At 59.9% G+C, this 14,391-nt stretch carries 10 protein-coding genes and 1 other RNA gene; 10 read left to right on the top strand and 1 reads right to left on the bottom strand.

Annotated elements, in window-relative coordinates; genetic code table 11:
* Nucleotides 1-84: 84 nt before the first annotated feature.
* A complete protein-coding gene (smpB, locus tag N4Q37_RS17225) occupies nucleotides 85-567 on the top strand; it encodes an SsrA-binding protein SmpB (RefSeq protein WP_260959878.1) in 483 nt (160 codons plus the stop codon).
* A 61-nt stretch (nucleotides 568-628) separates the two neighbouring features.
* On the opposite strand, the gene N4Q37_RS17220 is transcribed toward smpB, so the two are convergent.
* Entirely contained in the window at nucleotides 629-1,396 is a 768-nt protein-coding gene (locus N4Q37_RS17220; RefSeq protein ID WP_260959871.1) for a GntR family transcriptional regulator, read from the bottom strand.
* Between the two features lie 262 nt (nucleotides 1,397-1,658).
* Here N4Q37_RS17220 and N4Q37_RS17215 point away from each other — a divergent pair, with 262 nt between their 5' ends.
* The 9 genes from N4Q37_RS17215 (at nucleotide 1,659) to N4Q37_RS17175 (ending at nucleotide 14,390) form a co-directional block, all read left to right on the top strand.
* Complete coding sequence (locus tag N4Q37_RS17215; RefSeq protein WP_260959856.1) at nucleotides 1,659-3,353, top strand: lactate permease LctP family transporter; 1,695 nt, start codon at nucleotides 1,659-1,661, stop codon at nucleotides 3,351-3,353.
* Between the two features lie 150 nt (nucleotides 3,354-3,503).
* Nucleotides 3,504-4,328, top strand: a complete 825-nt coding sequence (locus N4Q37_RS17210; protein WP_260959853.1) for a (Fe-S)-binding protein — start codon at nucleotides 3,504-3,506, stop codon at nucleotides 4,326-4,328.
* On the top strand, nucleotides 4,325-5,782 hold the full coding sequence (locus N4Q37_RS17205) for a LutB/LldF family L-lactate oxidation iron-sulfur protein (RefSeq protein ID WP_260959851.1): 1,458 nt from the start codon (nucleotides 4,325-4,327) through the stop codon (nucleotides 5,780-5,782). Before N4Q37_RS17210 ends, N4Q37_RS17205 begins: the two co-directional genes overlap by 4 nt.
* Complete coding sequence (locus N4Q37_RS17200) at nucleotides 5,779-6,450, top strand: LutC/YkgG family protein (protein ID WP_260959840.1); 672 nt, start codon at nucleotides 5,779-5,781, stop codon at nucleotides 6,448-6,450. The genes N4Q37_RS17205 and N4Q37_RS17200 overlap by 4 nt, the downstream gene beginning before the upstream one ends.
* Nucleotides 6,447-9,281 carry an FAD-binding and (Fe-S)-binding domain-containing protein gene (locus N4Q37_RS17195; RefSeq protein ID WP_260959832.1) on the top strand — a complete coding sequence of 945 codons (2,835 nt, stop codon included), beginning with the start codon at nucleotides 6,447-6,449 and terminating at the stop codon, nucleotides 9,279-9,281. The genes N4Q37_RS17200 and N4Q37_RS17195 overlap by 4 nt, the downstream gene beginning before the upstream one ends.
* Before the next feature lie 115 nt (nucleotides 9,282-9,396).
* Nucleotides 9,397-9,687 (top strand): hypothetical protein, encoded by a 291-nt coding sequence (locus tag N4Q37_RS17190; RefSeq protein ID WP_260959830.1) that lies wholly within the window; start codon nucleotides 9,397-9,399, stop codon nucleotides 9,685-9,687.
* Nucleotides 9,688-9,781: 94 nt separating this feature from the next.
* Nucleotides 9,782-10,178, top strand: a transfer-messenger RNA (tmRNA) gene (gene ssrA, locus N4Q37_RS17185).
* Nucleotides 10,179-10,534: 356 nt separating this feature from the next.
* Nucleotides 10,535-13,030, top strand: a complete 2,496-nt coding sequence (locus N4Q37_RS17180; RefSeq protein ID WP_260959829.1) for a type I restriction-modification system subunit M — start codon at nucleotides 10,535-10,537, stop codon at nucleotides 13,028-13,030.
* Complete coding sequence (locus N4Q37_RS17175) at nucleotides 13,023-14,390, top strand: restriction endonuclease subunit S (RefSeq protein WP_260959827.1); 1,368 nt, start codon at nucleotides 13,023-13,025, stop codon at nucleotides 14,388-14,390. Before N4Q37_RS17180 ends, N4Q37_RS17175 begins: the two co-directional genes overlap by 8 nt.
* The last annotated feature ends 1 nt before the right edge of the window (nucleotide 14,391 follow it).

The following is a 14,391-nucleotide window of genomic DNA, read 5'->3' as shown; positions in this document are numbered from 1 at the left end:
CATTGTCCGGGATTCACTCAACGTGCTCAAGCACACAGCTTCACCGTAGCCGACACGCGCGCAACTGCCTATAATGCCGCCCCTATGGCTAAACAGAAGAAACACCCCACAGGGACCATCGCGCAAAATAAAAAGGCGCGACACGATTACTTCATCGAACAGCGTTTCGAGGCTGGCATGGTCCTGGCCGGCTGGGAAGTAAAGAGCTTGCGTGCCGGCAAGGCGCAACTGGTCGACAGCTACGTGCTGCTCAAGGACGGCGAAGCCTGGCTGCTAGGCAGCCACATCACGCCGCTGACCACCGCCAGCACCCACGTGATCGCCGACCCGGTGCGTACCCGCAAGCTGTTGCTCAACAAGCGTGAGCTGGAAAAGCTTTTCGCGGCGGTGCAGCAAAAGGGCTATGCCTGCGTCTGCACCTCCTTCTACTGGAGCAAGCACTTGATCAAGTGCGAGATCGCGCTGGGCAAGGGCAAGAAGGAATACGACAAGCGCGATACCGAACGCGAACGCGATGCCGGTCGCGAATTGCAGCGAGCGGTGCGCAACAAGGGCAAGGAAGAATAAATAAGCCCGGGCTCAACTGTGGGAAGGAGCCTGCTCATTCCCACAGGATTCACAGCCACGATTACATCCCCTTGCGCCGCTCCGCCCGCGCCACCCGCTGCACCTCCTGACGCACCTCTTCCAGCACTTCCTGCACGTACAGAATATGTCGGCTGGACACTTCCCGCGCCTGCTCGGCATGCCCATCCATGATGGCCTGGTACAACTCCCGGTGCTGGCTGATCAGCATGTCGCGGGTTTCGCTGCGCTGCTTGTACATGCCGCCGATGTTGGTCACCACGTTGCGCTTGAGCAAATCGAACAGCCCGCGAATGGTGTGCAGCAACACCGCATTATGGCTGGCCTCGGCGATCGCCAGGTGGAAGCTGGCATCCGCGGCACCCTCCTCCGCCCGACTCACTTCTTCATGACGCGAATAGCAATCGAGCAGCGCCTCAAACGCCGACGTCAGCCGTTCGCGGTCCACATCGGTGGCGCGCAAGGCCGCGTAATAGGCACAGGACGCCTCCAGGGTGTGACGAAACTCCAGTAAGTCACGTTGCGCCTCAGGATTGCTTTCCAACAATTGCAGCAGCGGATCGCTGAAGGTCGAGCCCAGCGACTCCACCACATAATTGCCGCCGCCCTGACGACTGACCAGCAAGCCCTTGGCTGTCAGTTTCTGGATAGCCTCACGCAACGACGGGCGCGACACACCGAATTGCTCGGCCAGGGTCCGCTCAGCCGGCAGCCGCTCGCCCGCCTTGAGCGTGCCCTCAAGGATCATGCCTTCAAGCCGCTCGACAATATCGTCAGACAAACGGCGCTGACGAATCTGATCAAACCCCATAACACCTTTCTCCACGATCCCGACGGCTCGCCGGGCTGTCTATTCTGGCCCATTCGGGCCTCGTCCACACCCACCAAAAGCCGTTTGCAGCTACGGATCAGATGCCATCTGCGCCGCTTATTCGACGAAAGTTTCAGGGCGGCAAATTGACACATCACAACCAAGGCTTTTACCCTAGCCGACAGCGCTTGTAAATTGGTCTTACCAATTACCCAAAATCGCTGACAGTGCCTGACCAACAACAATTAGGGGCCCACCCATTATGCAAACCTGGCAACAGCTCTACAGCCCGCTCGGCAGCCTCGGCTTGTCTGCACTCGCGGCCGTCATCCCCATCGTATTTTTCTTCCTGGCCCTGGCGGTGTTTCGCCTCAAGGGGCATGTGGCCGGCAGCATCACCCTGGCCCTGGCGATCATCGTGGCGATCTTTGCGTTCCACATGCCTGCCGACATGGCTTTCGCCGCCGCCGGCTATGGCTTTGCGTACGGCCTGTGGCCCATCGCCTGGATCATCGTCGCCGCCGTGTTCCTATACAAACTGACGGTCAAGAGCGGGCAGTTCGAGGTGATTCGCAGCTCGGTGCTGTCGATTACCGATGACCAACGCCTGCAGGTGCTGTTGATCGGTTTCTGCTTCGGCGCATTCCTGGAAGGCGCCGCCGGCTTCGGCGCACCCGTGGCGATCACCGCTGCCTTGTTGGTGGGCCTGGGCTTCAATCCGCTGTACGCCGCCGGCCTGTGCCTGATCGCCAACACCGCCCCGGTGGCGTTCGGCGCACTGGGTATTCCGATCATCGTCGCCGGCCAGGTCACCGGCATCGACGCCGTCAAGATCGGCGCCATGACCGGCCGCCAACTGCCGCTATTGTCGCTGTTCGTGCCGTTCTGGCTGGTGTTCATGATGGACGGCCTGCGCGGCGTGCGCGAAACCTGGCCGGCTGCACTGGTAGCAGGCTTGAGCTTCGCCGTTACCCAGTACTTCACCTCCAACTTCATCGGCCCGGAACTGCCAGACATCACCTCGGCCCTCGCCAGCCTGATTTCCCTGACGCTGTTCCTGAAAATCTGGCAACCCAAGCGCACCGCAGGCGCGCAGATTGCCGGTGCCGCCGCCAACACAACGGTCACCGCCAGCGCCGGTGGTTTCGGCCAACCGCGCACCACCGTGGCTTCGCCCTACAGCCTGGGGAAAATTTTCAAGGCCTGGTCGCCCTTCCTGATCCTCACCGTACTGGTGACGATCTGGACCCTGAAACCGTTCAAGGCCATGTTCGCCGCGGGCGGCTCGATGTACGGCTGGGTGTTCAACTTCGCCATCCCGCACCTGGACCAGATGGTGATCAAGGTCGCCCCCATCGTGATCAACCCCACCGCCATTCCGGCCGTGTTCAAGCTCGACCCGATTTCCGCCACCGGCACGGCGATTTTCTTCTCCGCGCTGATCTCGATGCTGGTGCTGAAAATCAACCTGAGAACTGGTCTTACCACTTTCAAGGAAACGTTTTTTGAACTGCGCTGGCCGATTCTCTCCATCGGCATGGTGCTGGCGTTCGCCTTCGTCACCAACTATTCGGGCATGTCCTCGACCATGGCCCTGGTGTTGGCCGGCACTGGCGCCGCCTTCCCGTTCTTCTCGCCGTTCCTGGGTTGGCTGGGTGTGTTCCTGACCGGTTCCGACACATCATCCAACGCCCTGTTCAGTTCCCTGCAATCCACCACTGCGCATCAGATCGGGGTCAACGACACCTTGCTCGTCGCGGCGAATACCAGCGGCGGCGTCACCGGCAAGATGATCTCGCCACAATCGATCGCCGTGGCCTGCGCAGCGACCGGCCTGGTGGGCAAGGAGTCGGATCTGTTCCGTTTCACCCTGAAACACAGCCTATTCTTTGCAACGATCGTCGGCCTGATCACGTTGGCCCAGGCCTATTGGTTCACCGGCATGCTGGTGCACTGAGTACGACAAGCCCTACCGAAAGAACCGACGCCGAATACCGACTCGGCGTCTGCTATGGATCACCGGGTCTGCAAGGCTGCTGAAAGATTTGAACTCTATATTCAGCAGCCTCAGCGGACGGACAACCGGGACCACCCGGAGACACGCCTGATGAGCGAGCTTTTTTACAACGCTGTGCCGAACGCGACCCGTGTCGCCCCGCCATTGCCCGAGCCTCGGCAGTACCCCAGCGAGAAACCGCAACGGGTCTACCTGTTCGGGACCTGCGTGGTGGATTTGTTCTATCCCGAAGCCGGGATGGACGCGATCCATCTGCTGGAACGCGAAGGGATCCGGGTGGAGTATCCGCAAGGGCAAAGTTGCTGCGGACAACCGGCCTACACCTCGGGCTACACCGAGCAGGCCCGGACGGTGGCACGCGCGCAACTGGCCTTGTTTGCCGGCGATTATCCGGTGGTGGTGCCTTCGGGCTCCTGCGCCGGCATGGTGCGCGAGCATTATGCCGACCTGTTCAAGGACGAGCCCGACACGCTCAAGCAGGTCCAGGCCCTGGCGGCCCGGACCTATGAGCTGGCCGAGTTCCTGCTGTTTGTCTGCAAGGTGCAGTTGAACGACAGCGGCACGCCAGTGAAAGTCGCGCTGCACACGTCGTGTTCGGCACGGCGTGAAATGAATACCCACTTGCATGGCCGTGCCCTGTTGGCCCAGCTGAGCAACGTGGAGCGCGTCGAACACAGCCACGAAAGTGAATGCTGTGGTTTTGGTGGGACGTTCAGCGTTCGCATGCCGGACATTTCCGGCGCGATGGTGGCCGACAAGACCCGCGCGCTGAAGGAATCCGGCGCGCACCAGGTGGTCAGTGCCGATTGCGGCTGCCTGATGAACATCAACGGCGCATTGGAAAAACAGCAGGCGGCGTTGCGCGGCCAGCATCTGGCGAGCTTCCTCTGGCAGCGTACCGGAGGTGCGGCATGAGCTCGCCGACGCTGATTCCCACCGTTGAGGTGCAGGAAGATTTTCGCGCCAGGGCCCGGAAGGCACTGGGCGACACACAACTGCGAAACAACTTTCGCAGTGCGATGGATTCGCTGATGACCAAACGGGCAACGTCCTTCAGCGATGCCCACGAAAGAGAACATCTACGGATGCTGGGCAATGCTGTCCGCGCCCGTGCGTTATCCAAGCTGCCCGACCTGCTCGAGCAACTTGAAAGCAACCTGACCCGCAACGGTGTGAAAGTGCACTGGGCGGAAACGGTGGACGAAGCCAACGGCATCGTCCTTTCGATCATCCGTGCTCACGAGGCGCGGCAAGTGATCAAGGGCAAATCGATGGTCAGCGAAGAGATGGAGATGAACCATTTCCTCGAGGATCGGGACATTGAATGTCTTGAGTCCGACATGGGGGAATACATCGTCCAGCTCGATCACGAGAAGCCTTCACACATCATTATGCCGGCAATCCACAAGAACGCCGGTCAGGTCGCGTCCTTGTTCCACGACAAACTCGGCGTGGAGTACACCAAGGACGTCGACCAACTCATTCAGATCGGTCGCCGGGTGTTGCGGCAGAAATTCTTCGAGGCCGATGTCGGCGTTTCGGGCGTCAACTTCGCCGTTGCCGAAACCGGCACGCTGTTGCTGGTGGAAAACGAAGGCAATGGGCGCATGTCCACCACCGTGCCACCGGTGCACATCGCCGTCACCGGCATTGAAAAAGTCGTGGAGAACCTGCGCGACGTCGTGCCACTGCTCTCGCTGCTGACCCGCTCGGCCCTCGGCCAGCCGATCACCACCTACGTCAACATGATTTCCGGCCCGCGCAAGGCCGAAGAACTGGACGGCCCCCAGGAAGTCCACCTGGTGTTGCTGGACAACGGCCGCAGCCAGGCCTTTGCCGACAGTGAACTGCGCCAGACGCTGAACTGCATTCGCTGCGGTGCCTGTATGAATCATTGCCCGGTCTATACCCGAATCGGCGGTCACGCCTACGGCGAGGTTTACCCGGGGCCTATCGGAAAAATCATCACTCCCCACATGGTTGGCCTGGCCAAGGTGCCGGACCACCCGAGCGCATCGTCGCTGTGCGGCGCCTGCGGCGAAGTGTGTCCGGTGAAGATTCCGATCCCGAGCTTGCTGCGCCGCTTGCGCGAAGAAAACGTCAAGGCGCCGGACAGTCCGCATCAGGTCATGCGCGGCCAGGGCAGCAAGTACTCGCCCAAGGAACGCTTCATCTGGAACGCCTGGGCCTGGCTCAACAGCTCGCCACGGCTGTACCGGTTGTTCGGTTTCCTCGCCACGCGCCTGCGCGCCCTGACACCGCGCAACGTCGGCCCCTGGACCCAGCACCACAGCGCCCCCAAACCCGCCGCCCGCTCGTTGCATGACCTGGCCCGCGAACACCTGAACCAGCAGGGAGAGCGCCAATGAGCGCCAAGAACAATATTCTCGCCAAGCTGCGTAAAAGCCTGACCGGCACCACGCCCGTTGCCGACAATTTCGATGTCGACCTGGTGACGCAAACCTACCGCTATGCGCCCGAGCAACGCATCGCGCAATTGCGCAAGTTGATGGAAGCGGTGCACACCGAAATCCACCTGACTTCCGGGGACGGCTGGCCGGCCCTGCTGGCGCAATTGCTGCGCGACCGGCAGTTGCCCGGCCTGCTCATCGCCCCGACAACAGCACACGGAGAAAAAATCACACAGTTCTGGGCGAACAATCCGGACCTGCCAACGCTCAAGGCCTACAACCGGCCGGTAGAAGAATGGAAAGCCGAACTGTTCAATGACACGCCCGCCAGCCTCACCGGTACGCTGGGCGCCATCGCCGCCACTGGCAGCCTGATCCTCTGGCCGACTCGCGAAGAACCCCGACTGATGAGCCTGGTGCCGCCGGTGCATTTTGCCCTGCTCAAGGCCAGTCAGATCCGCGACAACTTCTATGAAGTGCAGCAGGAATTCGAATGGGCCCAAGGCATGCCCACCAACGCCTTGCTGGTGTCCGGCCCGTCGAAGACCGCCGACATCGAGCAAGTCCTGGCCTACGGCGCCCATGGCCCGAAAGACCTGGTGGTGCTGATCCTGGAGGACCAATGACCCTTCCAGCCTCTTTCCTGCACGACGTACACCGCCTGATCCCGCAGAAGCGACGTTTCGACGACCCCGTGTCGACCCTGGCCTTCGGCACCGACGCCAGTTTCTATCGGCTGATTCCGAAACTGGTGGTACGGGTCGAGTCCGAGGATGAAGTGATCGCCCTGCTGAAACTCGCCCAACGCGACCGGGTTGCGGTCACGTTCCGCGCCGCCGGCACCAGCCTGTCCGGGCAAGCCATCAGCGATTCAGTGCTGATCGTGCTTGGGGATAACTGGAACGGCCGGGAGATTCGTGGACAAGGCACGCAGATTCGCTTGCAACCCGGCGTGATCGGCGCCCAGGCCAACGCCTGGCTGGCACCGTTCGGGCGCAAGATCGGCCCGGACCCTGCGTCGATCAATGCCTGCAAAATCGGCGGTATCGTCGCCAACAACGCCAGCGGCATGTGCTGTGGCACGGCGCAGAACACCTACCACACCCTGGCCGGCATCCGCCTGGTCCTGGCCGACGGCACACGCCTGGACACCGAAGACGAGCGCAGCGTGGCCGCTTTTCGCACAAGCCACGGCGAACTGCTGGAACGCCTCGCCACCCTGGGACGCGAGACCCGCGCCAACACCGAACTGGCCGCCAGAATCCGCCACAAGTACCGTCTGAAAAATACCACCGGCCTGTCACTCAACGCCCTGGTGGACTACGACGAGCCTGTGGATATCTTGAGCCACCTGCTGGTGGGCTCCGAAGGCACCCTCGGCTTCATCAGCGCGGTGACCTACAACACGGTGGTCGATCACCCGAACAAAGCCTCGGCCCTGATCGTCTTCCCGGATGTGGAAACCTGCTGCAACGCCGTCACCGTGCTGAAAAGCCAACCCGTGTCGGCCGTGGAACTGCTGGACCGCCGCAGCCTGCGCTCGGTGCAGGACAAACCGGGCATGCCGGATTTCGTACAACACCTGTCGACCCATGCCTGCGCCCTACTGATCGAATCCCGCGCGGCGTCTTCATCTCTACTGCAAGAACAACTGGCGCGGATCATGGCCTCGCTGGCCGCATTCCCTGTGGAAAAACAGGTCGACTTCACCGAAGACCCACGGGAAAACGCCCGCCTCTGGGCCATCCGCAAAGACACCTTCCCGGCAGTGGGCGCGGTACGCAAAACCGGCACCACGGTCATCATTGAAGACGTGACCTTCCCGGTGGAACAATTGGCCATCGGCGTGAATCGCCTGATCGAGCTGTTCGACAAACATGCCTACGACGAAGCGATCCTTTTCGGACACGCGCTGGAAGGCAATCTGCACTTCGTCTTCACCCAAGGCTTCAACAGCGCCGCAGAAGTCGCACGCTACCAGGCATTCATGGATGACGTGGCGCAGTTGGTGGCGGTGGAGTTCGGTGGCTCGCTCAAAGCCGAACACGGCACCGGCCGCAACATGGCGCCCTTCGTCGAACTGGAATGGGGCAGCGATGCCTACCAGCTGATGTGGCAACTCAAGCGCCTGCTCGACCCCAACGGCATCCTCAACCCGGACGTGGTGCTCAGCGAAGACCCGCAAATCCACCTCAAGCACCTCAAGCCGCTGCCGGCCGCCGACGAGATCGTGGACAAGTGCATTGAGTGCGGTTTCTGCGAGCCGGTGTGTCCGTCCAAGGACCTGACCCTGAGCCCGCGCCAACGCATCGTGATCTGGCGCGATATCCAAGCGAAGAAACGCGCCGGCACCGACACCGCCGAACTGGAGCAGGCCTACCGATACCACGGCATCGACACCTGCGCCGCCACGGGCTTGTGCGCACAACGCTGCCCGGTCGGCATCAACACCGGCGACCTGGTGAAAAAGCTGCGCAGTCGCGAAGCAACAAAGACGAAAACCGCCAACTGGGTTGAAGGAAATTTCGCCGCCACGCTGCAAGGCGCCCGCTTCGCCCTGCACGTCGCCAACGGCGCGCGCATGTTGCTCGGTGCGCCGCGCCTGGCCAAACTCTCGGCATCGCTGACCCGACTGTCCAAAGGCCAGGTGCCGCAGTGGACCAACGCCATGCCCCAGCCGGAAAAAGCCATCCGCGTAAGTATCGCGGTAACGGACGAGCGTCCGCGGGTGGTGTACCTGGCAGCATGCGTGTCGCGGGTCATGGGCCCGGCAGCGGGAGACAAGGAACAAACATCGCTGTACGAAAAAACCCGCAGTCTGCTGGAAAAGGCCGGCTACCAAGTCGTCTTCCCAGACAACCTGGACAACCTCTGCTGCGGCCAGCCCTTCGCTTCCAAAGGCTATGCCGAACAAGCCGAACACAAGCGCCAGGAACTGATCGGCGCCTTGCTGCACGCCAGCCGCGGCGGGCTCGACCCGATCTACTGCGACACCAGCCCGTGCACCTTGCGACTGGTCCAGGACCTCGGCGACGTGCGGCTCGACTTGTACGACCCGGTACGTTTCATCCGCACGCACCTGATGGACCGCCTCGACTTCACCCCCCAAGAGGCGCCCATTGCCGTACACGTCACCTGCAGCACCCAGCACCTTGGCGAAAGCCAGGCACTGATCGAACTGGCACGCAAATGCAGCAAAAACGTGGTCATTCCCGAAGGCATCCATTGCTGCGGCTTCGCCGGCGACAAAGGCTTCACCACACCGGAACTGAACGCGCATTCGTTACGCAGCCTGAAGGACGCGGTGCAGCATTGCAGCGAGGGGATCTCCACCAGCCGCACCTGCGAGATCGGTCTGACACAACATGGCGCAATCGACTACCACGGACTGGTCTACCTGGTGGATCGGGTGACCCGGGCCCCCGCGACCTCAAGAAAGCGACCTGAAGAAAAATAGAACCCTGGCGAACGGTCGCAGTCCACTGATCAAGTCCCGCAAACGCGGGACCTTCCCCAATGGGTAGCCGTACTGATGGCCGGTGTTGCCTGGGCCACAGTCCAAGGAGAGACATATGAAGCGCTCTGTACTGTTAGGTCTGTTCGTTACCGCCTCCATGCTGGCGTCGCCCTCGTTTGCCGCCGGCAGTTCGAGCGACCTGTGCGACACCAACCTGAAAACCATCGAAAGTGCCAAGACCCAGATCCAGGGCTCGGACATCGAGGCGCGTGTCGAAGCCAGCGTCCAGCAAGCCAAGGCTTATCAAGCCCAAAACACGGAGGAAGGCACCAAGAAATGCATCTCCGAAACCACCCAGACCATCCAGGAAATCCAGAAGGTCAACAAAGACGGTAAAAACACCTGACCACCGAGGGCCAACCTGCGGGTTGGCCTCGGACGTGGATTGGCGTACACTGCAAATGCCTGCCGCTTCAACAGATCCACGAAGCGCCAGGTTCGGGGCCGTTCAGGATTCGACGCCGGTTGCGAAACTTTAGGTGCATGCCGAGTTGGTAACAGAACTCGTAAATCCACTGTTGCAACTTCTATAGTTGCCAATGACGAAACCTACGGCCAGGATTACGCTATCGCTGCGTAAGCAGCCTTAGATCCTGAGCTTCTGGTACCTTCGGGTCCAGCAATCATTAGGGGATGTCCGTAAACCCAAAGTGATTGTCATATAGAACGGAATCGCCGTGCAGTACGTTGTGGACGAAGCGGCTAAAACTTACACAACTCGCCCAAAGCACCCTGCCCGTCGGGTCGCTGAGGGTTAACTCAATAGACACGGCTACGCATGTAGTACCGACAGCGGAGTACTGGCGGACGGGGGTTCAAATCCCCCCGGCTCCACCAAATTAGCGTTATAAATCAGGCACTTAGCGATTATCGCAAGTGCCTTTTTTGTGCCTGAAAGGGATAGATTGACTCAGGAATGCCTGCTTAATGACAGCCTGCTAGGCACAGCTCAACGGCGTATAGATCCTGGAATGAGCTTTCGTGTTTGCCTCATCAGACCGATTACTTCGGGCCCTTCCATTCCCACCTAGGCAAAGGCTAAACAAACAGCTCCTTTGAGCGTCTGGCTCGATGGCGCAAAAACCTTACCGCAACCCCGTCCCCTACCGGGTGCAGGACGTCGCTTGGCTTAGGATACAATCTCCGGCATTTAATCGGCATCCACTCCCTGGGTGCCCACAAGAGATTCCGCAATGCCCCTCACTCTGCAACAACTGGAACGCCATCTGTTCAAAGCTGCCGATATCCTGCGCGGCAAGATGGATGCCTCGGAGTTCAAGGAATACATTTTTGGCATGCTGTTCCTCAAGCGCTGCTCCGACGTATTCGAGGAGCGCTATGAGCAGGTCGTTGTCGATCAGATGAATGCCGGCAAGAGTAAATCCGAGGCATGTGCCATGGCGGAAAATCCGCGCTGGTACAAGCTTCATGGCAATTTCTGGGTGCCCATCCATTCGCGATTCTGGTACGTGCTCAACGAAGCGCACATCAATGTCGGCGACCTGCTGAACAAGGCGCTGGCCGGCATCGAGGGCAACAATGCGGACCTGGAAGGGGTGCTGGAGCATATCGACTTCACTCGTAAGGTCGGCCAAGGAAAGATTCCCGATCAGAAGCTACGCCAGCTCATCACCCACTTCGGTGAAGTGCGCCTGCGCAACAGTGACTTCGAATTCCCTGATCTGCTCGGTGCCGCCTACGAGTACCTGATCGGCGAGTTCGCCGACTCGGCCGGCAAGAAGGGCGGCGAGTTTTATACACCGCGTGCGGTGGTGCGGTTGATGGTTCACCTGCTCAAGCCACGCCTCGAACACGACATCTATGACCCATGTTGCGGCTCGGGCGGCATGTTGATTGCTGCCAAGGAATACATTGACGAGCACGGAGAAGACGGTCGCAAGGCCAACCTGTTCGGCCAGGAATTCAACGGTACCGTCTGGTCCATCGCACGGATGAACATGCTGTTGCACGGCATCAGCGGCACCGGGCTGGAGAACGAAGACACCTTGGCCAACCCTCGGCATATCGAAGGCGGTGAGTTACGCCGCTTCGACCGCATCCTCACCAACCCGCCGTTCTCCATCAACTGGGGCCACACCGAGAAAAGCCCGGATGGCAGCCTGGCCTGGAACCCGACATTCCGCGAGCAGCGCTTCCGCTTCGGCGAGGTGCCGTTGGGCTCGAAGAAGGCCGACTTGATGTTCCTCCAGCACATGCTCGCCGTGACCCGCGACGAGGGCATGATCGCCACGGTACTGCCCCACGGAGTGCTATTCCGTGGAGGTGAGGAGCGCGGTATCCGAGCCGGCATTATCGAGAACGACCTGCTCGAAGCCGTGATCGGTCTGCCGGCCAACCTGTTCTATGGCACCGGCATTCCGGCGTGCATCCTTATCCTGCGCCAACAAAAGCAGGAAGGCGCCAACCGTGTCAGCGCCAAGCCTGCCGATCGCCAGGGCAAGGTGCTGTTTATCAACGCCGACCGCGAGTACTTCGAGGGTCGTGCGCAGAACTACCTGCTGCCCGAGCATATCGAGAAGATCACCACCGCCTTCGATGAATTCCGCCGGATCGACGGCCTCAGCGATGTGGTGGATATCGCTACGCTGCGCGAAAACGATTACAACCTGAACATCCGCCGCTATGTGGATAACGCACCGCCACCAGAACCGCATGATGTACGCGCTCACCTGCTGGGAGGTGTGCCCAAGGCTGAAGTTGACGCGAAAGCCACACTGTTCGCTGCCCATGGCCTCGACCCGCAGGACCTCTTCGTGGCTCGAGACGCACAGTATCTCGACTTTCGCGACGAGCTAAGCCGGCGCACCGACCTCAAGCCAGCCATCGAAAGCAACGCAGGGCTGCAGGCCAAGGAAGCCGCCCTGCGTGATGCCTTCGAAAACTGGTGGCACGCACACAGCCCGCGCATCACTGCCCTGGCTGGGAAGCTGGATAACAGTGCCACACTGGTCGAGTTGCGCGGCGACCTGCTGGCCAGTTTTAGCCAGACGCTGGAAGGCATCGGCCTGCTCGACCCCTTCCAGGTGCGCGGCATTGTTGCCGGCTTCTGGTACCAGAGCAAATACGACTTTCTCGGTTTGATGGCCCACGGCAGCCGGGGCGTAATCGACGCTTGGCGCATCAGCATCATCACCGCCCTGGAAGACAAGACCAGCAAGCAAAGCCCGCTGGAGCACAAGCTGGTGAAGTTCCTACTCGGCGATTTCGTAACCGAGCTGGCCAAGTTGGAATCGAAAAGGGCCGAACTGGATAGCCAGCTCAAAGCCGCAGCCCCAATTAAGGGGGAAGATTCAGACGAGGCCGATGTCGAGATGGGTGCCGATGACGAGGAAAACCCTATCGATGAAGCCCAGCTCAAGAGCTGGAAGGCCGAGCTGACAAAGGTAAAGAAACAACTCAAAACTCAGCAGGAAAACTTCGCCAGCCACCTGAATCAGGCCGTCGACGGGCTGGACGAGCTACAAGCGACCGAGCTGCTGCTAACCATCCTGCATAACGATATGCAGGCCATCGTCGAGCGCTATATCGCCGCCCAGCGCAAGCAGATAGTCGCTACCTTCGAGAACTGGTGGGACAAGTACCGGGTAACGCTGAACGAGATCGAGCACAAGCGCGATGCGGCAGCAGAGGCGTTGCAGGGGTTCTTGAAGGGGCTGGGGTATGTCTGAGCAAGAGTTCCTACCTTTGGAAGTCTCGATACCCAATGAGGCAGGATGGCCAAAAAAGACGCTCGATGAACTGTGCAACCTGATTTCCCGAGGCACGGCACCGGTTTATGTAGAGGGCAGCAGCGTTTTGGCCATCGGTCAGCGGTGTGTCACCACATCTCGCTTCGCTCCTGAGTTTGCACGCCCTCATGCAGATCGAGCGATGCGTAATGTGCTGCGCCCGGAGTCTGGTGATGTCCTGCTGAACTCTACCGGCACAGGGACTATTGGCCGATCGGTTGTATTCGATCATGACGGGGCCTTTATTGTTGACGGGCATGTCACCGTGCTTCGGCCAAGGGCTGAAGCCGCTGATGGAAGATGGCTCAATGCCGTGCTGCGTACGTCTTGGGGGCAGAGCCACCTTGAGCGATTTTGCTACGCAGGGTCGACCAATCAGTTAGAGCTAATCCGTAAACCTGTTAAAGCAAGCGTGCTTCCTGTTCCAACAGTTCAGGAGCAGCAAGGAATTGCCCAAATCCTCGACATCTTCGACACCGCCATCCGCGAAACCGAGGCGCTGATCGACAAGCTCAAGGCCATCAAGCAGAGCCTGCTGCACGACCTGCTGACCCGTGGCATTGACTCTAACGGCCAACTGCGCCCGCCGGAGAGCGAAGCGCCGCAGCTCTACAAAGAGTCGCCGTTAGGCTGGATTCCAAGGGAATGGGATGCGCAGTTAATTGCTACATTGCTTACTGACATTGAGGCGGGAAAAAGTCCGAGCTGCTCGGACACTCCAGCACCTTCTGGAAGTTGGGGTGTATTGAAGGTTAGCGCTGTTCATTCCGACGGTTTCCGCTCTGACCAAAACAAGCTTGTAGAGCATGAATCTCTTGTTAATCCGGCTTACGAGGTCCACTCAGGCGATCTTTTGATAACGCGCGCCAATACTCCAGAACTAGTTGGAATGGCATGCCTGGTAGAGGACCCACAGCCTAAGTTAATGCTCTGTGACAAGACCCTACGTTTGGTGGTTAATTGCGGCATGGCTTCGAAGGAGTACTTGTGTCTCTGTTTGCAACAGCCGTATATCCGATCTCAGATTGAGTGCTCGGCAACCGGAACCAGCATGAGCATGAAAAACATCAGTCAGCACGCTATCCGAAACTTGCTCGTGGCTATCGCCCCCTTGCCGGAGCAAATTGAGATCAGTGCTCGAGCCAACACCTTGGCTTTGAGGCTCCAGCATGAAATGGCCCTGCTTGAAAAACTGAGACAGCAAAAAGCTGGCTTGATGGATGATTTACTGACCGGCCGCGTGCGTGTCACCCCGCTGCTGGAGTCCGTTCAGCAAGCTGCTCCATCAATGGAAGCCTGAT

It is taken from the genome of Pseudomonas citri, from assembly GCF_025336485.1.
Classification (GTDB): Bacteria; Pseudomonadota; Gammaproteobacteria; order Pseudomonadales; family Pseudomonadaceae; genus Aquipseudomonas; species Aquipseudomonas citri.
This window is presented reverse-complemented; position numbering and strand designations above follow the sequence as displayed.

Coding starts and splice junctions, on each gene's coding strand:
- N4Q37_RS17220 (WP_260959871.1), bottom strand. CDS start 1,396: ATGGGGTTTGATCAGATTCGTCAGCGCCGTTTGTCTGACGATATTGTC.
- N4Q37_RS17205 (WP_260959851.1), top strand. CDS start 4,325: ATGAGCTCGCCGACGCTGATTCCCACCGTTGAGGTGCAGGAAGATTTT.
- N4Q37_RS17180 (WP_260959829.1), top strand. CDS start 10,535: ATGCCCCTCACTCTGCAACAACTGGAACGCCATCTGTTCAAAGCTGCC.
- N4Q37_RS17215 (WP_260959856.1), top strand. CDS start 1,659: ATGCAAACCTGGCAACAGCTCTACAGCCCGCTCGGCAGCCTCGGCTTG.
- N4Q37_RS17195 (WP_260959832.1), top strand. CDS start 6,447: ATGACCCTTCCAGCCTCTTTCCTGCACGACGTACACCGCCTGATCCCG.
- N4Q37_RS17210 (WP_260959853.1), top strand. CDS start 3,504: ATGAGCGAGCTTTTTTACAACGCTGTGCCGAACGCGACCCGTGTCGCC.
- N4Q37_RS17200 (WP_260959840.1), top strand. CDS start 5,779: ATGAGCGCCAAGAACAATATTCTCGCCAAGCTGCGTAAAAGCCTGACC.
- N4Q37_RS17190 (WP_260959830.1), top strand. CDS start 9,397: ATGAAGCGCTCTGTACTGTTAGGTCTGTTCGTTACCGCCTCCATGCTG.
- smpB (WP_260959878.1), top strand. CDS start 85: ATGGCTAAACAGAAGAAACACCCCACAGGGACCATCGCGCAAAATAAA.
- N4Q37_RS17175 (WP_260959827.1), top strand. CDS start 13,023: ATGTCTGAGCAAGAGTTCCTACCTTTGGAAGTCTCGATACCCAATGAG.